Annotated in this window: 18 protein-coding genes; 8 read left to right on the forward strand and 10 right to left on the reverse strand. The window is 71.5% G+C overall.

From position 1 onward, the window contains the following. Positions 1-335 precede the first annotated feature (335 nt). Both J2S22_RS28510 and J2S22_RS28515 read right to left on the reverse strand, forming a co-directional pair. Entirely contained in the window at positions 336-857 is a 522-nt protein-coding gene (locus J2S22_RS28510; protein ID WP_272779196.1) for a ferritin-like domain-containing protein, read from the reverse strand. 110 nt (positions 858-967) lie between these two features. Beyond that, on the reverse strand, positions 968-1870 hold the full coding sequence (locus J2S22_RS28515; protein WP_272779151.1) for a cytochrome c oxidase assembly protein: 903 nt from the start codon (positions 1868-1870) through the stop codon (positions 968-970). 536 nt (positions 1871-2406) lie between these two features. Between J2S22_RS28515 and J2S22_RS28520 the strand changes: the two genes are divergently transcribed. Beyond that, the gene (locus J2S22_RS28520; protein ID WP_272779152.1) at positions 2407-2991 is read left to right on the forward strand and encodes a DUF421 domain-containing protein; all 585 of its coding nucleotides are present in this window, start codon (positions 2407-2409) and stop codon (positions 2989-2991) included. A 97-nt stretch (positions 2992-3088) separates the two neighbouring features. On the opposite strand, the gene J2S22_RS28525 is transcribed toward J2S22_RS28520, so the two are convergent. Then, positions 3089-4129 (reverse strand): DUF2778 domain-containing protein, encoded by a 1041-nt coding sequence (locus tag J2S22_RS28525; RefSeq protein WP_272840545.1) that lies wholly within the window; start codon positions 4127-4129, stop codon positions 3089-3091. A 163-nt stretch (positions 4130-4292) separates the two neighbouring features. After that, on the reverse strand, positions 4293-5294 hold the full coding sequence (locus J2S22_RS28530; RefSeq protein WP_272779154.1) for a diacylglycerol/lipid kinase family protein: 1002 nt from the start codon (positions 5292-5294) through the stop codon (positions 4293-4295). A 288-nt stretch (positions 5295-5582) separates the two neighbouring features. Here J2S22_RS28530 and J2S22_RS28535 point away from each other — a divergent pair, with 288 nt between their 5' ends. The 4 genes from J2S22_RS28535 (at position 5583) to J2S22_RS28550 (ending at position 12277) form a co-directional block, all read left to right on the forward strand. Next, complete coding sequence (locus J2S22_RS28535) at positions 5583-7805, forward strand: alpha,alpha-trehalose-phosphate synthase (UDP-forming) (protein ID WP_272779155.1); 2223 nt, start codon at positions 5583-5585, stop codon at positions 7803-7805. 285 nt (positions 7806-8090) lie between these two features. Beyond that, a complete protein-coding gene (locus tag J2S22_RS28540; RefSeq protein WP_272779156.1) occupies positions 8091-8594 on the forward strand; it encodes an RNA polymerase sigma factor in 504 nt (167 codons plus the stop codon). A gap of 141 nt (positions 8595-8735) precedes the next feature. Next, complete coding sequence (locus J2S22_RS28545; RefSeq protein ID WP_272779157.1) at positions 8736-9686, forward strand: FecR family protein; 951 nt, start codon at positions 8736-8738, stop codon at positions 9684-9686. A gap of 170 nt (positions 9687-9856) precedes the next feature. Next, complete coding sequence (locus J2S22_RS28550; RefSeq protein WP_272779158.1) at positions 9857-12277, forward strand: TonB-dependent siderophore receptor; 2421 nt, start codon at positions 9857-9859, stop codon at positions 12275-12277. 243 nt (positions 12278-12520) lie between these two features. On the opposite strand, the gene paaZ is transcribed toward J2S22_RS28550, so the two are convergent. Next, entirely contained in the window at positions 12521-14596 is a 2076-nt protein-coding gene (paaZ, locus tag J2S22_RS28555) for a phenylacetic acid degradation bifunctional protein PaaZ (protein WP_272779159.1), read from the reverse strand. Between the two features lie 180 nt (positions 14597-14776). On the opposite strand from paaZ, the gene paaG reads away from it, so the two are divergent. The 3 genes from paaG (at position 14777) to paaK (ending at position 17380) form a co-directional block, all read left to right on the forward strand. Then, entirely contained in the window at positions 14777-15538 is a 762-nt protein-coding gene (gene paaG, locus J2S22_RS28560; RefSeq protein WP_272779160.1) for a 2-(1,2-epoxy-1,2-dihydrophenyl)acetyl-CoA isomerase PaaG, read from the forward strand. Positions 15539-15600: 62 nt separating this feature from the next. Beyond that, positions 15601-16014 carry a hydroxyphenylacetyl-CoA thioesterase PaaI gene (gene paaI / locus J2S22_RS28565; RefSeq protein ID WP_272779197.1) on the forward strand — a complete coding sequence of 138 codons (414 nt, stop codon included), beginning with the start codon at positions 15601-15603 and terminating at the stop codon, positions 16012-16014. A 28-nt stretch (positions 16015-16042) separates the two neighbouring features. After that, complete coding sequence (gene paaK / locus J2S22_RS28570) at positions 16043-17380, forward strand: phenylacetate--CoA ligase PaaK (protein ID WP_370878259.1); 1338 nt, start codon at positions 16043-16045, stop codon at positions 17378-17380. 209 nt (positions 17381-17589) lie between these two features. Here paaK and paaE read toward each other — a convergent pair whose 3' ends face one another. From paaE to paaA, 5 genes are all read right to left on the reverse strand, one after another. Beyond that, entirely contained in the window at positions 17590-18675 is a 1086-nt protein-coding gene (paaE, locus tag J2S22_RS28575; protein ID WP_272779199.1) for a 1,2-phenylacetyl-CoA epoxidase subunit PaaE, read from the reverse strand. Positions 18676-18884: 209 nt separating this feature from the next. Further along, entirely contained in the window at positions 18885-19382 is a 498-nt protein-coding gene (gene paaD, locus J2S22_RS28580; RefSeq protein WP_272779161.1) for a 1,2-phenylacetyl-CoA epoxidase subunit PaaD, read from the reverse strand. Continuing rightward, positions 19376-20146 (reverse strand): 1,2-phenylacetyl-CoA epoxidase subunit PaaC, encoded by a 771-nt coding sequence (gene paaC / locus J2S22_RS28585; protein ID WP_272779162.1) that lies wholly within the window; start codon positions 20144-20146, stop codon positions 19376-19378. The genes paaD and paaC overlap by 7 nt, the downstream gene beginning before the upstream one ends. A 192-nt stretch (positions 20147-20338) precedes the next feature. Further along, a complete protein-coding gene (gene paaB / locus J2S22_RS28590) occupies positions 20339-20641 on the reverse strand; it encodes a 1,2-phenylacetyl-CoA epoxidase subunit PaaB (protein WP_272779163.1) in 303 nt (100 codons plus the stop codon). A 150-nt stretch (positions 20642-20791) separates the two neighbouring features. Further along, positions 20792-21784 carry a 1,2-phenylacetyl-CoA epoxidase subunit PaaA gene (gene paaA, locus J2S22_RS28595; protein ID WP_272779164.1) on the reverse strand — a complete coding sequence of 331 codons (993 nt, stop codon included), beginning with the start codon at positions 21782-21784 and terminating at the stop codon, positions 20792-20794. Positions 21785-21999: the final 215 nt, after the last annotated feature.

Below are 21999 nucleotides of genomic sequence, written 5' to 3' on the forward strand. Positions count from 1 at the left end.
GCCCCCCCCCCCCCCGCCCCCGCCCCCCGCCCCCCCCCCCCCCCCGGCGCGCCCCCCCGGGGCCCGCCCCCCCCCCCCCGACTCTCGGAACGACGGACTCTCGGAACGACGGACTCTCGGGACGGAGGCTCGCAGATCGCCAAGCCTCGCCGGCGTCCCCGGCGTCGTGCTCCGTGAAGGCGACGGCTTCGCAGAATTCGTCATTCCGGGGCGCGGACCGCAGGTCCGCGAGCCCGGAATCCATGTCCCCCGGTATCAGTGGCTCACGAAAGACAGGGGGGGCCCTGGCTCGGCGCTTAGCACCGCCCCAGGACGACGGGAGCGTGCCAGCTCGCTCAGTGCTTCGCGGTGGCGTCGCGGGCGGCGCGGGCCAGGAACGTCCGGGTGACCCCCGGAAGGTTCTCGTCGAGCCACTGCGCCATCGCCTGCTCCTCGGCGAGGATCTCCTGGCAGACCTCCTTGGTGGTCGGGTCGCCGGCCTGCTCGGCCGCCGTGATCAGCACCTTGTAGGCGGCGATCTCCATCTGCTCGAAGGCGTAGCTCGCCGCCGCGGCCTTGACGACCTCGTCGCTGGCGAACAGGCCGGTCAGGGCCTGCCCCATGCCGAGCAGCCGTGCCGTCGTGTCCTTGAAGCCCGACGTGCCGTCGCCCTGACGCTCGATGCAGCCGCGCAGGCGCTCGGCCTGGTGCCGCGTCTGCTCGATGTGCCGCTCGATCTGATTGCGGAGCTCGGGATAATGCTCGAGCCGGCTCGCGGTGGTCTGCAGCATCGACTCGGCGTGCTTCTCCATCGCATGCGCGTCGCGCAGCCAGTCGAGCAGCGTACCGTCGATCGTCTCGTCCGTGGTGGCCGCCATGGCGCTCTCCAGGTCCGGGGTCGTGGGGTCGGCGCCGGCCGGCGCCGCGTCGGTCGTGAAAGCGTCCATGGCCGGGATGGTTCCCGGCCGCGACCGCCGGTCTCGGCCGCTCAGGCCGGGCGGGAGGGCTCGGCCGGCAGCGGGGCGGCGATGCCGCGCGCCACCAGGGCGAGCGCCGCGATCATGTAGACCAGCCCCATGGGTACCCACATGATCAGTCCGGCGAGCTGCTGGTCCTCGAGCGGCGACATCCCGGACAGCAGGGCGCCCTGCGCCATCACCGGGAACCAGAGCCCGGGCGAGAACACGAGCAGGGCCCCGAGCATGCCGGTATGCATCAGGGTGGCGAGCAGCGTCGGCGCGGCCGCCAGGGCGGCACCGGGGCCGCGCCGGGCGGAGCCGAGGACGGCCTGCCAGAACAGCAGCGAAACCGCGGCCAGCGAGCCGATCATCAGGAGGTGGACGGCGCCGTCGCGCAGCGCGGCCTCGTAGAACCGCGGCACGTGCCAGGCCCAGATCGCGGCACCGTAGAGCAGGGCGGCGGCGCCCGGCCGCAGCAGCGCGGCCGGAACGAGCGGCGGCGCCCGGTCCGCCGCGCTCCGCCAGACGCCGGCGCTGCCGAGCAGCAGGAGCGGCGGCGCGAAGGCGACCAGGACCACGTGCTGCACCATGTGGGCCCAGGCCAGCCCGGCGGCGAGCCGGCAGAGCGGCGAGACGAGCGCGACCGCGACGAGACTCCATCCGGCCGCGAACAGCGCGATCCGCCCGGCCGCCACCGGCCGGCCATGGCGATGCGACTGCACCACGCCGACCGCATAGAGGACGAGGCCCGCGACCACCGGCAGCAGCGTCGCCGGCGCGAGACTCCAGGCCGGCGTGTCCGTCGGGCCGATCCGGACGGTCCCGGCGAGGCACAGGGCCAGCAGCGACGGCCCGGAACCGACCAGCGCCCCGGCCGCGCCGCCGGCCGCGAAGGCGGCCACGATCGCGAGAAGCACCTGGTTCGCCGACATGTCTCGTCCCACGGTCGTGGCTCCGCTCTTGCGCCGCTGCCGCCGTCCGCTGCCACGTCTGCCGAAGCACGCACGCGGTCACTCGCTCCGGGTCTCCTGACTCGGACAGGCGCCTGCCGGGGACCAACGCCCGGACGACAGCGATGATCCGTCGGCGAGCGTGCGGAGCGTCCGGTTTCCGGCGTGCCGGTGGTGAAACGGATGGCCGGCCGCGCCATTGATCCACGGGGCACGCCCCATCGGCGGGGCACGCCCCATCGGCGCCGAGTCACGGTCCGAAGCCCCTCCGTCGTCGTGCGCCGCGACGGCGGAGCACCCGGGACGCCGCAGGCTCTCGGTCGGAACAACGGAGTTCGGTGAAGTTCGGCGGATCCTGGGGGCCGCCTGCGCGGACGACGGCGATCGACAGGCTGGAGCCGTCGGTCTCGTCTCGGCGCCCGTGCGGGTAAGCCTGTGCCTTCGCCGGCCCCCCGGCCGGCGGAAGCTCGTGCCGTGACGGCCCGGCGGGCCGGTCCGGCGAGCCGAAGGAGGTTGCCGTGCTGCTCGGTTCCTGGAGCGATCTCGGCCGTGTCGTCCTGGTCGGGACGCTCGCCTATGTCGCGCTGGTCCTGATTCTGCGGATCTCGGGAAAGCGGACCCTGTCGAAGCTGAACGCCTTCGATCTGGTGGTCACGGTGGCGCTCGGCTCGGTGCTGGCCACCGTGCTGCTCAGCAAGGATGTCTCGCTCGCCGAGGGCGTGCTGGCGCTGGCCCTGCTGGTCGGCCTGCAATACGTCATCGCCTGGATGTCGGTCCGGGTCGAGTGGTTCCAGTCCCTGGTGAAGGCGGAGCCGACCCTGCTGCTGCGCGACGGACGGTTTCTCGACCGGGCGATGCGGGAGCAGCGCATCACCCGGGAGGAGATCCTGGCCGCGGCGCGGGCGAGCGGGATCGAGAGCATCGCGGACACGGCCGCCGTGGTGCTGGAGACCGACGGGACGATCAGCGTCATCGGCAGCCGGGGCGGCGACGGGGCGCGGCACGCCGATACCGCGGCACCGGCGAGCGCGCTGTCCAACGTGGCGATCGATGGGGGTGCGACGAACCGAGGAGACGCACGAGCCGCCGACGGGCGCAGCTGACCCGCCACCGCCGGGGGACGAGATCAGGTTCGGCGATGTCGAGCGATGGCCCGGGTCACCGGGCCGCCGTCACCGTCCGGCCGTCACCGTCCGGCCGTCACTGCGCGGCGGCGTACTGGCCGCTGTCGTCGGTCTTGAACAGCTTGCCGAGCGTGTCGGTGAACCAGTTCGAGGAGGCGACCTTGGGGCCGGGCACGTTGTCGAGCCGCTCGACCACGACGATCTTGTTGACCTCGCCGCGCAGATACGCGTTCAGGAACTCGGGATAGTTGTTGAACGACACGCAGCCGTTCGACTGGCCGCTCGGGCCGAGCATGTAGGAGTGGGCCAGGATGCCGGCGCGGCCGTGCATGCGGCTCTGGTCGACCGGCGTCATGCGCAGGGCGCGGACGCCGTGGAACAGCTTCTCGCGCATCGTCAGCCGGTAGACGTTCGGCGGCGTGGCGCCGTGCATGCGGACGTGGACGTGGCGCGGATCGTCCATCATCGGGCCGAGGCCGGAATGCGCTTCGAGGCGCTTGCCGTTCGGCAGGTACACGGTCTTGGCGGTGATGTCGTAGATCGCGGTCTTGCCGTCGTCCTCGACCGGCGGCAGCGAGGCCGGCCTGGGCTGGCCCGGCCGGATGTGGCGCTTCGGCGCCTCGACGGTCGGAGAGGCCTCGGGCAGGCGGCCCATCGGCCGGGTGGTGGTCTCGCGCAGCGGGCGGGAGAGCGTCACCGGCACGCTGCCGGCGCTCGCCAGCATCATGCCGCCGGCGATCGGGCTGGCCGCGGCCGGACGGCGCGGCGTTCCGAAGCGGTCGTCGAACGAATCGGCCGGGGCGAAGGAGGCGAAGCGCTCCTCGAAGGAGGCCCGCTGCTCGGGGTCGCCCAGCGCGGCGACGAGGTCCTCGTCGTCCAGCAGGGCGGCGGCGCCGGCCTGCGGGTCGAGGCTCGCCAGCCTGATACCGATGGGCGATTGCGAGCCGGTCGGCGTGGGCAGACGCATCAGGGTCGGATGGATCGTCCCGAACACCGAGATGTTGGACCGCTCGGGATGGACTCCGAGGTCCGACGGCTCGGCCTGGGTGCCCGCCGACTTGAGGACGAATCCGAGCACCACAGCGGCGATCCCGAACGGGATCGAGCGGAGTCCCACTCGAATCAAAGGCCTTCCCCACCCGTGCTTCGCGTCGCTGCTGGATTGCTCCGCGACGCACGTCCCCCGACGCCCGCTCAGCAAGCGCTCCGATTGCGGCAACAATGGTTCGGGCGGCCCGTCCGTCCCGCATGTCTCCCACACGCCGTGGTGGTGGCGGAATTTACCCTGTCTTAACCATGTCGTGCCCGTTCGGGGCGGCGGGCTGCGTCGGCGGGCGCGGCACCATCACGCGCAGCGCGCCCGGGGCGATCGCGGCCCGGACCGGCGTGCGGGCGACGACCTCGCCGTCGATCGAGACGGCCCGCGGCGTCTCGGTGGCGATCGCGACGGCGCGCGAGCGCAGCGTGAGATTGTCGTCGGGGCAGGGCGGCCGGCCGAACAGGGCGCGGCGCCACGTCCGCACCAGCGCGCGCCGCGACGGCCCGCGGATCACCCGGACCAGGAGGTCGCCGGTGTCGACCCCGGCCTCGGGCGCCACCGCCACGCCGCCCTGGAAGCCGCCATTGGCGATCCGCACGTCGAGCGCCTCGACCGTTGTGGTGCCGCCGTCGTGCGTGATGGTGCAGCGGAACGCCCGATGGCGGGCGAGCCGGACCGCAGCCACCATCAGGTAGCCGCTGCGGCCGATCCAGCGCTTCACCCCGTGCGGCGTGCCGCGGGCGATGTCGGCCGGCAGCCCGATCGCCACCGCGTTGGCGAAGTGGCGGCCGTCGAGCACGCCGAGGTCGACGCGGGCTGCGGTGCCGTCGCACAGCACGTCGACGGCCGCGTCGAGCGCGAGCGGCAGGCCGAGCGCCTTGACGAAGCTGTTGGCGGTGCCGAGCGGCAGCAGGCCGAGCACGCCGTCGCGATGCGCGAAGGCGCCGACGATCGTGCTGATCGTCCCGTCGCCGCCGCCGATCACGACGAGATCGTGAGCCTGCGCCACCACGTCGGCGGCGACGGCCGGCAGCGTCGCCGGATCGGCGACCGCGTGCGCCGCCGCGATCGTGAATCCGCGCGCGACGAGGAGGCGGCGGGCCGTCTCGAACCCGGCGCGGCCGCGCCGGGAGCGCGCGTTGACGATCAGCGCCACGCGGCGCCCCGCGGCGCCGACGGGCGCTGCCGCGCCGCCCGCTGACCGGTTCTGGACGTCGACGTCGTCGCGCGGGGGGGCGGTCATGCTCTGCCGTGGCGTGCTCGGGGACGCGTGCGGTACCGCAATGCACGAAGGCGGGCCCGTGTTCCGTCCGGCGCCGCGCCGCCGCGCTCGACAGGGCGGGCGCCGGGGGTGCGGCTGCACCGCAGGGTCGACACGTCCGGAGAATTGTCCCAAAACGGGCCCGGGATTCGCGCTGCAGAGCGGCAGAAAGGACGGACGACCGGCGGCGGATATCGACGGAGCGGGGCACATCGGGAGGAGATGGCGGGCGTGGGACGCGAGGGGCTGCTGAAACGGGTCATCTCCCGAATGTCGTTGCGAAATCCGACCCTGCGCTACGCCGCGCTCGGGATCGCGGCGGCCGCCATCATGGTCCTCGCGCTGGCGCCGCTCGGCTCCGCGATGGTCGAGGGCTGGTCGAAGCGCGACATCGAGTTGCGCTCCCGCCTGGTGTTCCGCTCGATCCGCGATCAGGTCGCCGCCGGGCTGGCGGCGACGCCGTGGCTCGATCTCGGCCCCTTCTTCGAACGGCTGACCGAGGACGAGCGCATCCTCGGCCTCGGCTTCTGCACCGAGGCGGGCGAGCTGCGCTACGCCACCCGGCAGTTCCCCAAGTCGATCACCTGCGGCAGCCTGAAGCGCGGCAAGATCGACGCGTTCGCCACCGTGCCGGACGCCGACCGGCGCATCCATGTCAGCATCTTCCCGATCGTCGCCGGTCCGGTGTCCGGCCACCTGCTGGTGCTGCACGATCTCGCCTTCGTCGAGGAGCGGGCCAACGAGGCGCGCTACTACACAATGCTGTCGGTCATCGGCGTCGCCGCCGGCCTCGGCCTGCTGGCGCTCGCGATGGTGCTGGCGCTGCAGCGCAGCTGGGTGCGCACGGTGCGGGCCGCCGTCGCCGACGCCCGCACCGGCGGCGGGGTCATCGAGAGCGCGCCGAGCATCGACTCGCCGCTCGGCCGGGAGCTGCACGGCCTGCTCGGCGAGCTGCGCGTCGAGCGCACCTATGCCGAGGGCATCCACGTCGAGTGGTCGCCGAAGACGCTGCACCGGCTGCTCGTCGAGGAGCTGCCCGACGCCGAGGTCCTCGTCGTCTCCAACCGCGAGCCCTACATCCACAACCGCACCGAGGACGGCATCTCGCTGCAGACGCCGGCGAGCGGCCTCGTCTCGGCGCTGGAGCCGGTGATGCGCGCCACCGGCGGCACCTGGATCGCGCACGGCTCCGGCTCGGCCGACCGCGACACCGTCGACCGCGACGACAAGGTCGCGGTGCCGCCGGCGGATCCGACCTACATGCTGCGCCGCGTCTGGCTCTCCGACGAGGAGCAGGACGGCTACTATTACGGCTTCGCCAACGAGGGGCTCTGGCCGCTCTGTCACATCGCCTTCGTGCGGCCGGCCTTCCGCGAGGAGGACTGGCGCCAGTACAAGCGCGTCAACGAGCGCTTCGCCGACGCCGTGGTGCAGGAGGCGGACCGCGACGATCCGATCGTGCTGGTGCAGGACTATCACTTCGCCCTGCTGCCGCGGATGATCCGCCAGCGGCTGCCGCGCGCGACCGTGATCACGTTCTGGCACATCCCGTGGCCGAACGCCGAGACGATCAGCATCTGCCCGTGGCGCGAGGAGATCATCGACGGGCTGCTGGGCAGCACCATTCTCGGCTTCCACACCCGCTTCCACTGCAACAACTTCCTCGAGGCGGCCGACCGCTTCATGGAGAGCCGCATCGATCGCGAGCACGCCTCGGTGACGCTCGCCGGCCACGAGACCATGGTGCGGGCCTATCCGATCTCGATCGAGTGGCCGCCGGCGGCGCTCGCCCACCAGCCGCCGGTGGACGAATGCCGCGAGGCCGTGAAGCGCCGGTTCGGCCTGCCCGCGCAGGCGCGCATCGCCGTCGGGGTCGAGCGCTTCGACTACACCAAGGGCATCCTCGACCGGCTCCACGCGGTGGACGATCTCCTGATCCGCCACCCGGAATGGAAGGGCCGGTTCGTCTATCTGCAGGCGGCGTCGCCGACCCGCAGCAAGCTCGGCGCCTACAGCGCCCTGCAGGCGGAGACGGTGCGGCTCGCCGAGGAGGTGAACGCCCGCCACGGCAGCGCCGACTACACGCCGATCGTGCTGTCGATCCGGCACCACGAGCCGACCGAGGTGTTCGAGATCTTCCGCGCCGCCGACATCTGCATCGTGTCGAGCCTGCACGACGGCATGAACCTGGTGGCCAAGGAGTTCGTCGCCGCGCGCGACGACAACCAGGGCGTCCTCATCCTGTCGGGCTTCGCCGGCGCCTCGCGCGAGCTGTCCGAGGCGCTGATCGTCAATCCCTACGACACCCGCAGCATGGGGGCGATGATGGACGCGGCCCTGCGCATGCCGGCGGCCGAGCAGCGCGAGCGCATGCGGCTGATGCGCGACCTCGTCCAGCAGCGCAACGTCTATCGCTGGGCCGCCCAGATGCTGCTCGACGCGGCGCGCCTGCGCAAGCGCGCCCGCATCCTCGACGCCACGGTGGCGCGCTGAGCGAGCCGGTCCCGGGGTCCGGGCGGCCCCGGCCTGTGGTGTTTCCGTCACGCGGGGCCGGAAACCCGCCGACGCGAGCGCCGGCCGGCGGGCCCTGCGCCGGGGGCCGGCATGTCGCGGAAAACACGGGCGGATCCGCGGCGTCCGCGGGGATGGCCGGCGAGCGGATCCGGCGGGAATCCTGGAATTCCTCTAAATCATTGCGCTTGCAGAAGAAAATCGGATGCGGCTAAAGCCCGTTCAGGGTCGGCGGGGGCCGGCCCGGTGGCAAGGGGGCGGCCGTCCTTGGCCTGGGACCTGCAGACGCTGTTTCGGCACCACGCGAGCGGCATCCGCCGATCGCTGATGCGGCGCGGGCTGACGCGGGAGACGGCGGCCGACATCACCCAGGACACGTTCCTGCGGGTGCTCGCCGCGATGCCGGCCGACGGCACCGAGAACCACAATCCCAAGGCCTATCTCTACCAGGTCTCGCGCAATCTCGGGCTCAACCACCTGCGCCGCGAGCGCCTCGCCGGCGTCGTCGACCTGCCCGACGAGATCGTCGCGGAGATCTCCGACCCGGCGCCGACGCCGGAGACGATCGTCTGCGACCGCGAGCACCTGAGGCGCGTCGCCGCGGCGCTCGACGCGCTGCCGGAGCGCACCCGGCGCGCCTTCGAGCTGCACCGCATCGGCGGCCTCACCATCGCCGAGGTGGCCGGCGAGATCGGCCTCTCCACCACCCGCACCTGGGCGCTGGTGCACGAGGCGTATCGCCACATCGTCCTCGCCGCCGGCGGGCTGTGAGCCGAAGGCGGCGGCTTCGCCACACCCCGGAACGACCGGCTCGGCGGATGCGACTCTCGGCGGAGAAAATTCCGCCGGTTCCGGTGTATCAGGAGCAGGGCGGGGCGCCGGCGGACGGCGGCTCGCGCGCCGGAACCGACCATGAGCGATCCCGCGCCGGACAGCCGGCTCCTCGACGAGGCGATCGACCTGATGATCCGCCTCCAGAACGACCCGGACAACCCGGTCGCGCTGGAGATGGTGCGGGCGTGGCGCGCCCGCGGGCCGGAGCACGAGCGCGTCTGGGCCTTGGTGTCGGGCGCTCACGGCGCCACCGGCACGGTGCTGGAGCGCCGCCGCAAGGCGGCGCGGCGCGGGCCGACGCGGCGCAAGCTCGTGGTCGCCGGTGCCGTCGCGATCGGCGGCGGCCTCGCCGGCTGGTCGGTGCTGCCGGACCTGCTCGCGCGCCGGCAGGCCGATCACGTCACCGCCAAGGGCGAGGTGCGCCGTGTGACCCTGCCGGACGGCAGCGTCGCGACGCTCGGGCCGGCGAGCGCCATCGCGCTCGATCCGGCCGCGGCGCACCGGGCCGTCGTGCTGCTCGAAGGCATGGCCTATTTCGAGGTGGCGCCCGATCCGCGGCGGCCGTTCTCGGTGCGGGCCGGCCCGCTGACCGCGACCGCGCTGGGCACCGCCTTCGACGTCGCCGACGACGCCGGCGTGGTCGCCGTCTCGGTCCGGCAGGGCGTGGTCGAGGCGCGGGCGCCGGAGCCCGGCCTGGCGGCCGGCCAGACGCTGCGGGCCGGCGACTGGCTGTCGGTCGACCCCGCCTCGCACGACGTCGATCGCGGCCGGCGCGACGCCGAGCAGATCGCCGCCTGGCGTGACGACCGGATCGTCGCCGAGCGGGTGCCGGTGAAGGCCCTGGTGGAGCGGATCGCCCGCTGGATCCCGGGCCGGGTGGTGCTGGCCGACCCGTTCATCGGGGCGCAGCGCGTCAGCGGCCTGTTCGACCTCGCCGACCCGGTCGCCGCGCTCGCCGCCGTCGTCCATCCGGCCGGCGCCCGGGTGCGGCGGATCTCCTCGTTCCTCACCGTCGTCTCGCCGCTCTGAAAAAAATCGCCGCAGGGGAGAAAAACGCGGGCGCCCGCGTGTAACAGCCTCGGGAGCCGGCGTGACGCCGGGGGTGCGGCGGCTCCTTCACGCGAGCGAGGGGGCTGGGCATGCGGACGGGGACGAGGCGGGGGACGGGACGGCGGCGCGCGCAGGGCGGCAGGCTCGGGATGGCGGCGCTCCTCATGTCGGTCGCGCCGCTCGTCGCGGCGGCACCGCTGCCGGCGCGGGCCCAGGCCGCGGCCGAGCAGGCGTTCGCGATTCCCGCCGGCCGGCTCGACCGGGCGCTGGCCGAGTTCGGCCGCCAGTCCGGCCTGCAGGTCACCTATCTGGCGGCGGTCGGCGCCGGCAAGGCGTCGCCCGGCTTCTCCGGCCGCGCCACGCCCGGCGAGGTGCTCGACCGCCTGCTCGCCGGCACCGGCCTCGTCCATTCGTTCCCCGACCCGAGGACCGTGTCGGTGGCCGCCCCGCTCGGCCCGGGCGGCGCCTTCGCGGCCGCCGAGGGCATCGCGCTGGAGCCGATCACGGTGGAAGGGCAGGGCACCGGCGTCGACGGCGTCGTGGCCACCCGCAGCGAGGTCGGCACCAAGACCGACACGCCGATCATCGAGGTGCCGCAGACCGTCAACGTCGTCACCCGCCAGGAGATGGACGACCGCGGCGTCGTCGACTTCAACTCCGCCGTCGCCTACACGCCCGGCATCGTCGTCACCGACTATCCGGGCGGCCAGGGCATGCCCGACATCTATCTGCGCGGCTTCCGTGCCACCCAGCAGGAGTCGAGCTATCGCGACGGCCTGCGCAACGGCTTCAACGCCTACGACACCGACGTCGAGATGTACGGGCTGGAGCGGCTCGACATCCTCAAGGGGCCGGCCTCGGTGCTGTACGGGCAGGGCACGCCCGGCGGCATCGTCGACATGACGTCGAAGCGGCCGACCCGGACGCCCTATCACGAGATCCAGGTGCAGGGCGGCAGCTTCGACCGCAAGCAGGTGGCGGTCGACCTGTCCGGCCCGGTGCCGACCGATCCGACGCTGTTCTACCGGCTCACCGCGCTGTGGCGCGACAGCGGCACCCAGATCGACCACTCGCCCGACGACCGGATCTACGTCGCGCCGGCGCTGACCTGGGTGCCGAGCCAGTGGACCAGCCTGACGCTGCTGACCAGCTACCAGAAGTCCAAGAAGGGCGGCGCCGAGCAGAGCCTGCCGATGGACAACACCATCTTCGACAACGGGCCGAAGGTTCCGTCGAGCCTGTTCCTCGGCGTGCCCGGCCTGACGCTGTGGAAGACCGAGAACGCCTCGATCGGCTACGAGTTCAAGCACGCCTTCGACAACGTCTGGAAGTTCACCCAGAACTTCCGCTACACGCATTCGAAGGTCGACTACACGTCGGGCTGGATCTGGGACTGGCCGACGGCGCTCTCCAACGGCCACTACGCCAATATCGGCGTCCAGGTGCGTCCGAAGGACTCCGACGCCGTCCTGGTCGACAACAACATGCGGGGCGAGTTCGCCACCGGGCCGTTCGTCCACAAGGTCGTGTTCGGCGTCGACTACAGCTACTACCGCTATCACGAGACCCGCACCAACTCGACCAACTACATCACCATCGACATCTTCGATCCGATCTACGACGCCTCGGCGCTGACCCTCGGCACGCCCTGGGTGGACGAGTCGCAGGCGTTCCATCAGCTCGGCTTCTACGCCCAGGACCAGATCAAGCTCGACCGCTGGATCCTGTCGCTCGGCGGCCGTCACGACGCGGTCAACAGCGACACGCTCGACCGGCTGAGCGGCACCACCACCACGACCGACGACCGCGCCTTCACGTATCGGGCCGGCCTCGGCTATCTGTTCGACAACGGCGTCGCGCCCTATGTCAGCTACTCGACCTCGTTCAATCCGGTGGTCGGAACCGACTACACCGGCAGCCCGTTCAAGCCGACCACGGGCGAGCAGTACGAAGCCGGCGTCAAGTATCAGCCGGCCGGCATCAACGGCATGATCACGGCGTCGGTGTTCCAGATCACCCAGCAGAACGTGACCACGGCCGATCCCGACCACCTCTACTACTCGACCCAGGACGGCGAGGTGCGCTCGCGCGGCGTCGAGATCGAGGGCAAGATCGAGCCGTGGACGGGCTTCAACGTCGTCGCCGGCTATTCCTACACGGACGCCCGCATCACCAAGGACAATCCGGAGACGGTCGGCGGCTACAGCAAGGTCGGCCTGCGCCAGACCGCGGTGCCGTACCACAAGGCATCGCTGTGGCTCGACTACCGGTTCCAGGATCCGGCCCTGCAGGGCCTCAAGGTCGGCACCGGCGTGCGCTACATCGGCGCCTCGATGGCACCGATGGACACGGCGACCGGCACGCAGGTCGAGGTGCCGGGCTACACGCTGCTCGACGCCGCGATCTCCTACGACCTCGGCCAAAAGTTCGCCGACCTGAAGGGCGTGACGCTGTCGGTCACCGGCACCAATCTCACCGACGAGATCTACTTCACGCCCGGCTTCTACTCGAACACGGTGTTCTTCGGCAACCGCCGCAGCGTGATCGGGACGCTGAGCTACAAGTGGTGAGAGACACGGCCGGCCGGCCCTGACTCTCTCCGTCATCCTGAGGTGCCCGGCGACGCCGGGCCTCGAAGGATGCGGCCACCACGCGGGCCGTCGCCCTTCGAGGCCGCGCTGCGCGCGGCACCTCAGGGTGACGGGACGATTCTGCAAGGGCACGCCTCGCGTCTTGAGCCGCCGCCTTACCCTCTCCCACGGGGAGAGGTGAAGAGGAGCGGGCCGCCGCGCCTCGCGTCTCGCTGCGCGTGATCACGCCGCGGCGGCGCTGCTCGTCGTTCCGCGGCGGGCGCTCATGGTCAGGAGATCGTAGCGGGCGACCGTCTCGCCGTCCTGATTGAACACCTCGACGTCCCAGCGCACCTCGCCGTAGTCGGGCTTCCTGGCCGGGCGCTTCTCCTTGACCGTGAGCCGCACCTTGATGGCCTCGCCGGGCGAGACGGGCTTGAGGAAGCGCAGATTGTCGAGCCCGTAATTGGCGAGCAGCGGGCCCGGCGCCGGGTCGACGAACAGCCCGGCCGCGAAGGACAGGATCAGGTAGCCGTGGGCGACCCGGCCCGGGAAGAACGGGTTCGCCTGGGCGGCGGCCTCGTCCATGTGGGCGTAGAAGGCGTCGCCCGTGAAGTCGGCGAAGTGCTCGATGTCGGCGATCGTGATTTTTCGCGAATCGGTCTCGACCGTGTCGCCCACGCTGAGCGCCTCGTAGTCGCGCCTGAAGGGATGCACGGCCGCGACCGGTGCCGGCGCCCCTTTCATCCATTTCCGCGTCAGTGACGCGAGGCGGGCCGGCGAGCCCTGCAGGGCGGTGCGCTGCATGTAGTGGAAGACGCCGCGCAGGCCGCCCATCTCCTCGCCGCCGCCGGCGCGGCCGGGTCCGCCGTGCACCAGCCCGGGCAGCGGCGAGCCGTGGCCGGTCGACTCCTTGGCGCAGTCGCGGTCGACGATCAGCACGCGGCCGTGGAACGGCGCGAGGCCGAACACCAGCGCGTCGGCGATCGCGTCGTCGTGCGTGAACACCGAGGCGACCAGGCTGCCTTCGCCGCGCGCGACGATCGCCACCGCCTCCTCGGGCGTGTCGTAGGGCATCACGGTGGCGACCGGGCCGAACGGCTCGATGGTGTGGACGCGGCGCGCCCGCAGCGGCTCCGCGCAGGCGAGCAGCACCGGCGCCATGAAGGCGCCCGCCGCCATGTCGCCGCCGACCGGTGTCGCGTGCAGCGGATCGCCGGCGACGATCTCGGCCTCGGCCAGGAGATCGGCGACGGCCTCGCGCACCGCGGCGCGCTGCGTGAGCGAGGCGAGCGGCCCCATGCGCACGTCGTCGCGCCGCGGATCGCCGACCGCGACCTTGTCCAGCTGCGCGCCGATCGCGTCGACCACGGAGGCCTCGAGCGGCCGCGGCACCACGACGCGGCGGATCGCCGTGCATTTCTGCCCGGTCTTGACCGTCATCTCGCGCACGACCTCCTTGACGAAGAGCTCGAACTCCGGCGTGCCCGGCGTCGCGTCGGGCCCCAGCACGGCGGCGTTGAGCGAGTCGCGCTCGGCGATGAAGCGCACCGCGTTGCGGCCGATCACCGGATGGTTGCGCAGCCGGTCCGACGTGTCGGCGGAGCCCGTGAAGGAGACGACGTCCTGGCCGCCCAGGTGGTCGAGCAGGTCGCCGGCGGAGCCGCACACGAGCTGCAGCGCGCCCTTGGGCAGCACGTCGGCCTCGACGATCAGCCGCACCAAAGCCTCGGCCACATAGGCGGTCGCGGTCGCCGGCTTGGTGATCACCGGCACGCCGGCCAGGATCGTCGGCGCCAGCTTCTCCAGCATGCCCCAGCACGGGAAGTTGAAGGCGTTGATGTGTACGGCGACGCCGTTCAGGGGCGTCAGCACGTGCAGGCCCATGAAGGTGCCGCCGCGGGACAGTGCCTCGGTGTCGCCGTCGATCACGAAGCGCTCGGCCGGCAGCTCGCGGCGGCCACGTGACGCATAGGCGAACAGCGTGCCGATGCCGCCGTCGATGTCGAAGAAGTTGTCGCGCCTGGTGGCGCCGGTGTCGGCAGAGAGGGTGTAGAGCTGCTCCTTGCGTTCCGACAGGAAGGCGGCCAGCGCCTTGAGCCGGTCGGCCCGCTCGTGGAAGGTGAGGGCGCGCAGCGCCGGGCCGCCGACCTCGCGCGAAAACCGCACCGCGGCAGAGAAATCGACGCCGTCGCTCGAGGCCCGGGCCACGATCCGCCCGTCGATGGCGCTCGGGATGTCGACGAGTCCGTTCACCGGCGTCACCCAGCCGTCCTGCACGAAGCTCGCGAGCGTCGGGATGCTCTGGGTCGCGATCATGGGCGTCCTCCTGCCGCGTTGCGGCGTTGTTTCGTTCGGAGGCGTCCGTTACGTCCTCGCTGGACGTTGACACCGGCGCCCCGTGCGCTAGATTGGTCCAAAGATTAACCGATCGATCGGTTAATTCAAGGGCCGCCAGAGCCCGACCAAGGGAGAAGTTTCGTGGAGCCTTCGGTTCTCGTGGACCGTCGCGATGGATGGGTCCGTCTCGTCCTCAACCGGCCCGACCGTCTCAACGCGTTCAACGAAGAGATGCACCGGCGTCTCGCCGATGCGCTCGACGCGGCGGGCGCCGACGAAGGCTGCCGCGCCGTGCTGCTCACCGGGGCGGGGCGCGGCTTCTGTGCCGGCCAGGATCTCTCGGACCGGGTCGGCCCGGCCGATCTCGGGGCCACCATCGACGCCTTCTACAATCCGCTGGTCCGCCGGCTGCGCGCCCTGCGCAAGCCGGTGGTGTGCGCCGTCAACGGCGTCGCCGCCGGGGCGGGCGCCAACATCGCGCTGGCCTGCGACATCGTGCTCGCCGCCCGCTCGGCGAAGTTCATCCAGGCCTTCGCGAAGATCGGCCTGGTGCCGGATTCCGGCGGCACCTTCTTCCTGCCGCGGCTGATCGGCGACGCCCGCGCCCGCGCCCTCGCCATGCTGGCCGAGCCGCTGCCGGCCGAGCGCGCCGAGGCCTGGGGCCTGATCTGGAAGGTCTTCGACGACGACGCGCTCGCGAGCGAGGCCGAAAAGACGACGGCACATCTGGCCACGCAGCCGACCGTCGGACTGGCACTCACGAAGGAGGCGTTCGCCGCCTCGGCGACCAACGATCTCGACGCCCAGCTCGATCTCGAGCGCGACCTGCAGCGCAAGGCCGGAGCCACGCCCGACTATGCCGAGGGCGTGCGCGCCTTTCTCGACAAGCGCGCGCCGAACTTTACCGGGAGGTCGTCGTGACCGCCGCCGTCGTGCCCGCGACGCGGTCGCCGGACGAGACCGCCCGGCTCGCCGCCGACACCATGTGGGCGAACGACGCGGCCTGCCAGAATCTCGGCATCGAGATCCTCGCGGTCGGTCCCGGCACCGCGACGCTCGCCATGGCCGTGAAGGACACCATGGTGAACGGCCACGACACGGCGCATGGCGGCTACATCTTCGCGCTCGCCGACACGGCCTTCGCCTATGCCTGCAACTCCTACGGGCTCGTCACGGTCGCGGCCCACTGCAGCATCACGTTCATCCGGCCGGGCACGCGCGGCGCCCGGATGATCGCCGAGGCGCGCGAGGTGTCGCGCTCGGCGCGCTCCGGCATCTACGACGTGCGGATCAGCATCGACGGCGTCGCGATCGCCGAGTTCCGCGGCCATTCGCGCACCATCGGCGGCTCGTTCATCGACGGCGGCCCGGCCGCGGCCGAAACGCCCACACCTTAAACGACCGAAGAAACCGACTGGAGGAACGATGACCATGGCACCCCCGGCAGTCGCGTTCGACCGCACCCTCGTCGACGGGCTCGATTCCGCCGAGCGCGCCTCGCGCGACGCCATCCAGGCGCTGCAGCGCGAGCGCCTCGCCTGGTCGCTCCGCCACGCCTACGAGAACGTGCCGTTCTACCGGAAGAAGTTCGAGGAGGCCGGCCTGCACCCCTCGGACTTCCGCGACCTCTCCGATCTCGCCAAGTTCCCCTTCACGATGAAGACGGATCTGCGCGACAACTACCCCTTCGGCCTGTTCGCAGTGCCGCGTGACAAGCTCGCGCGGATCCACGGCTCGTCCGGCACGACGGGAAAGCCGATCGTCGTGGGCTACACGCAGGCCGACGTCGACATGTGGGCCGACGTGATGGCGCGCTCGATCCGCGCCGCCGGCGTACGGCCCGGCATGATGGTGCACGTCGCCTACGGCTACGGTCTCTTCACCGGCGGTCTCGGGGCGCATTACGGCGCCGAGCGGCTCGGCTGTACCGTCATCCCGATGTCGGGCGGCATGACCGAGCGGCAGGTTCAGCTCATCCACGACTTCAAGCCCGACGCCATCATGGTGACGCCGAGCTACATGCTCACCATCCTGGACGGCTTCGTGAAGGCCGGGCTCGACCCGCGCGAGTCCTCGCTGAAGTTCGGCATCTTCGGCGCCGAGCCGTGGACCAACGCGATGCGCGAGGAGATCGAGAAGGCGTTCGGTCTCGACGCGACCGACATCTACGGCCTGTCGGAAGTGATCGGGCCGGGCGTCGCCCAGGAATGCGTCGAGACGAAGGACGGTCTGCACATCTGGGAAGACCACTTCTATCCCGAGATCATCGATCCGGTCACCGGCGAGGTGCTGCCGGACGGCGAGAAGGGCGAGCTGGTCTTCACCTCGCTGACCAAGGAGGCGTTCCCGATCGTCCGCTACCGCACCCGCGACCTGACGCGGCTGATGCCCGGCACGGCGCGGCCCGGCATGCGCCGCATGGAGAAGGTGACGGGCCGCTCCGACGACATGATCAACCTGCGCGGCGTCAACGTCTTCCCGACCCAGATCGAGGAGATCCTGCTCGCCACCGCGTTCTGCTCCGGCCACTACCAGATCGAGCTGACCCGCGAGGGCCGGCTCGACGAGATGACCGTGCACGCCGAGGTGCGCGAGGACAAGGTCGGCGCCGTCGACCGCGCCGCGAGCGAGAAGGAGCTGGTGCGCCACATCAAGAACCTGATCGGCGTCAGCACGCGCCTGGTGCTGCACCCGCCCGGCGGCGTCGAGCGAACCGTCGTCGGCAAGGCCAAGCGCATCGTCGACAACCGGCCGAAGGGGTGAGAGTCCTGGGCGGAGCCGCGCATCCGAGCGCACCCTCTCCCCTCGTGGGAGAGGGTGGTGCGGGCTGAACGAAGTGAAGCCCGGACCGGGTGAGGGGGCGGGCAACGAATTCCGAGCTTGCGGCACGCCTCCTCACCCGCCCATGCTTCGCGTGGGCACCCTCTCCCGCGAGGGGAGAGGGAAGAAGAGGAGGGACACGAGTCCGTTCGTCACACCTGATCGTAGTCTATCACCACCGTCTTCGAGGTCGGCCGGGCCTGGCAGGTGAGGACGTAGCCGGCCTTCAGCTCCCACGGCTCCAGCGCGTAGTTGACGGCCATCTCGACCGTGCCCTCGACCACCTTGGCCCGGCAGGTCGAGCACATGCCGCCCTTGCAGGCGAAGGGGAGGTCGAGGCCGGCGCGCAGCGCCGCGTCGACGATCGCCTCGCCCTCCGCCACCGGGACGTCGCGGCGCTTGCCGTCGACGATCAGCGAGGCGACGTGGGCGGGCGGCGCGTCGGGCGCCACCGGCACGGGCGGCCGCGGCCTTCCGCCGAGCGCCGAGACGAAGCGCTCGACATGGACGCGGTCCTCGGGAATCCCGAGGGCGTGCAGCGTCGGCACCAATTCCTCGATCATCGCGGTCGGGCCGCAGACGAAGGCGTGGTCGACGACGGCGGCCGGCACCAGCGTGGTCAGCAGGCGCCGCACCTTGTCGCCGTCGAGCCGGCCGTTGAGGATGTCGAGATCCTGCTCCTCCTGGCTCAGCACGTGGAAGAGTGACAAGCGCCCGAGATAGCTGTCCTTCAGCTCCTCCAGCTCCTCCAGGAACAGCATGCCGGCGCTGGAGCGGTTGCCGTAGAACAGGAAGAAGCGGCTGTCGGGCTCGCGCGCCAGCACGCCGCGCAGGATCGAGATCACCGGCGTGATTCCGGAGCCGGCCGCGAAGGCGACGTGCACGCGGCCGTTGCCGGGCGCATGCGTCAGGCCGAACCGGCCGGTCGGCGTCATCACGTCGAGCGGATCGCCGGCCTTCAGGCTGTCGTTGATCCAGCAGGAGAGGAGGCCGTTCTCCACCCGCTTCACCGCGATGCGCAGCTCGCCGTCGTCCGGGCCGGCACAGATCGAGTAGGAGCGCCGCACCTCCTCGCCGTCCAGCGTCGTGCGAAGTGTCAGATACTGGCCGGGCTCGAAGGCGTAGTCGGCGGCCAGAGGCGCCGGCACCGCGAAGGCGATCGACACGGCGTCGGGCGTCTCGCGCCGCACCTCGGCGACCGTGAGCGTGTGGAAGCGCGGAGGGTGTGCTCCGACGATGCCGTCATCACCTCTCCCCGCTTGCGGGGAGAGGTCGACGTTCGCGCGTTCAGCGCGGACGTCGGGTGAGGGGGCGTCTCCGTATCCACGAGGCGCCGCCTCACCCGTCTCGCCGCTCCGCGGCGAGCCACCCTCTCCCCGCGCGCGGGGAGAGGGGATGCCGGCACCTTGCGTGATCTGCTCGTTCAGATCGATCGACATCCCTCACCTCAATGGCATTTGAAATAGTCGAAGGGCTCGCGGCAGGCGTTGCAGCGCCACAGGGCCTTGCAGGCCGTGGAGCCGAAGTCGGCGATCGCGGCCGTGTCGGTCGCGCCGCAGTGCGGGCAGGCGACGGTGTCGACCCCGAACAGGGCGCGGCGTCCGGCGCCCTTCGGGGGCGGCGCGATGCCGTAGTCCTTCAGCTTGGCGCGGCCCTCGTCGGTCATCCAGTCGGTGGTCCAGGCCGGCGACAGCACGGTGACGACCTTCGGCCGGCCGAGCCCGGCCTTCTCCAGCGCCAGCTCGATCTCCAGCGCGATCATGGTCATGGCCGGGCAGCCGCAATAGGTCGGGGTGATGTCCACCTCGATGCCTGTGTCGAGGACCCGCACGTCGCGCAGCACGCCGAGATCCGCGATGGTGAGCACCGGGATCTCGGGATCCGCCACCGCGCCGGCGACGCGCCGGGCCGTCTCGCGCAGCTGCTCCCGGTCCGGCGTCACCACGTCGCTCCGGGAATCGTGCGCTGCATGGATTGCAGCTCGGCGAGCAGGTGGCCGAGATGCTCGCTGTGCCGGCCGCCGCGGCCGCCGCTCTGCATCCAGCCGTCCTCCGGCATCGTCAGCGTGGCGCGGGCGAGCACCGCGGACACGGTGCCGCGCCAGGTGTCGCGCAGCGCGGCCGGGTCGACGGCGATGCCGGCCGCGATCATCTCGCGCTCGACGTCGTCGGTCTCGAACAGCTCGCCCGTGAACGGCCACAGCTTTTCGAGCGCGCGCACGATGCGGGCGTGGCTCTCCGCGGTGCCGTCGCCGAGCCTCACCACCCACTCGGCCGAATGGCGCAGGTGATACGCCGTCTCCTTCTCGGCCTTGGCCGCGATGGCGGCGAGCGTGGCGTCGCGCGACGCCATCATGGCGCGCCAGTACGGGTCGGCGAAGGCGGCGTAGAGGAGCTGCCGCACCATGGTGAGGGCGAAGTCGCCGTTCGGCTGCTCGACCAGCAGGAGGTTCCGGTAGGCGCGCTCGTCGCGCAGATAGGCGAGGGCGTCCTCGTCGTGGCCCTTCGCCTCGACCTCGCCCGCATAGGTGTAGAGCGCGCGCGCCTGGCCGATCAGGTCGAGGCCCATGTTGGCGAGCGCCATCTCCTCCTCCATCAGGGGCGCCTTGCCGCACCACTCGGACAGCCGATGCCCGAGCACCAGCGCATCGTCGGCGCGGCGCAGCACATAGGTGAGGAGCGGGGTCTCGGCGAGGCGGATGCTGGTCATGGTGTCCTGCACTCCGGTTTCAGCTCGGGGCGAGTTCGGCAGGTATCGCGAGCCGGAGGCTCTTGCGTCCCTCCCCCGCACGCGGGGGAGGGTAGGGAGGGGCCACGCCGCGAGCGCGGCGCTTGCGAGTCTTCCCCCTCTCCATCTCTCCCCCGCAAGCGGGGGAGAGAGCAGGCTGCGGCGCGTGCAGGCTCACATGTGCCCGACTTCGTCGGGGATCTCGTAGAAGGTCGGGTGGCGGTAGACCTTGGAGGCGGTGGGCTCGAACATCATGCCCTTCTCGGCCGGGTCCGACGCCGTGATGGCGGCCGACGGCACCACCCAGATGGACAGGCCCTCGCCGCGCCGGGTGTAGAGGTCGCGCGCCGCCTGCAGGGCGAGCGTCGCGTCGGCGGCGTGCAGCGAGCCGACATGCTTGTGGGCGAGCCCGTTGCGGGCGCGGATGAACACCTCCCACAGCGGGACCTTCGGCTCGGATGCGGCGGGCTCTGTCACGGCGGGCTCCTCGGGCGTTTCCTGATCTTGTTTGTTTGGTCATTCCGGGGCGCCGCGCAGCGGCGAACCCGGAATCCAGCGTCGCGCCGGGCGTTCTGGGCTGGATTCCGGGTTCGCGGGCCGGTGGCCCTCGCCCCGGAATGACCGGTGCTACGCGGCCGCCCGGTGGCGGCTCTTTTCTTTCTCGGCGAAGGCGCGGGCGGCGTCGCGGACCCAGGCGCCGTCTTCCTCGGTCCGGCGGCGGCGCTCCATGCGCTGGGCGTTGCAGGGGCCGTTGCCGGCGACGACCTGCCTGAACTCCTCCCAGTCGATGGCGCCGTGCGCCCAGTGACCGGTCGCCTCGTCGAATCTCAGGTCCGGATCCGGAACCGTGAGGCCGAGGAAATGCGCCTGCGGCACCGTCGCGTCGATGAATTTCTGCCGGAGCTCGTCGTTGGTGAACCGCTTGATCTTCCACCGCGTCGAGGTGTCGGTGTGCTGGCTCGCGGCGTCCGGCGGGCCGAACATCATCAGGCACGGCCACCACCAGCGGTTCAGCGCGTCCTGCGCCATCTCCTTCTGGGCCCCGTTGCCGCGGCAGAGGGTCAGCATGATCTCGTAGCCCTGGCGCTGGTGGAACGACTCCTCCTTGCAGACCCGGATCATGGCCCGCGCATAGGGCCCGTAACTGCAGCGGCACAGCGGGATCTGATTCATGATCGCGGCGCCGTCGACCAGCCAGCCGATGGCGCCGATGTCGGCCCAGGTCAGCGTCGGGTAGTTGAAGATCGAGGAGTACTTGGCCTTGCCGGCGAGCAGCTGCTCGACCATCTCCTCGCGCGCCACGCCGAGCGTCTCGGCGGCGGCGTAGAGATAGAGGCCGTGGCCGCACTCGTCCTGCACCTTGGCGAGCAGCGCGGCCTTGCGGCGCAGCGACGGCGCGCGGGTGATCCAGTTGCCCTCCGGCTGCATGCCGATGATCTCGGAATGGGCGTGCTGCGAGATCTGCCGCACCAGGGTCCGGCGATAGGCCTCGGGCATCCAGTCGTTCGGCTCGATGCGCTCCTCGGCGTCGATGCGCTCCTGGAAGCGCTGCAGCAGCGCGGCGTCCTCGATGCGGCGGTCGGCGGCGTCGGGACCCTGGTTGAGGCCCTGCGTGTACATGCGCGTTCTCCCGAAAGCTCCCGAGGTTTCGTCCTCGCTGTGTTGACGGGAAGATATGTAACAGAAAACTGGAATGCAATCGCAGTCTGTAACATATTCGCGAGGGTGCGCCGCGGCGGCGGCCCGCGCGGTGCGGCGGCGGGGCGCCTGCGGCGCCGGAATCCGGAGGCCGCGGGCGGGGCGGGAGGGCAGGGCGACGCGCCGCGCCGGCGGCG

Source organism: Rhodoplanes tepidamans (genome assembly GCF_030813915.1).
Lineage (GTDB): Bacteria > Pseudomonadota > Alphaproteobacteria > Rhizobiales > Xanthobacteraceae > Rhodoplanes > Rhodoplanes tepidamans.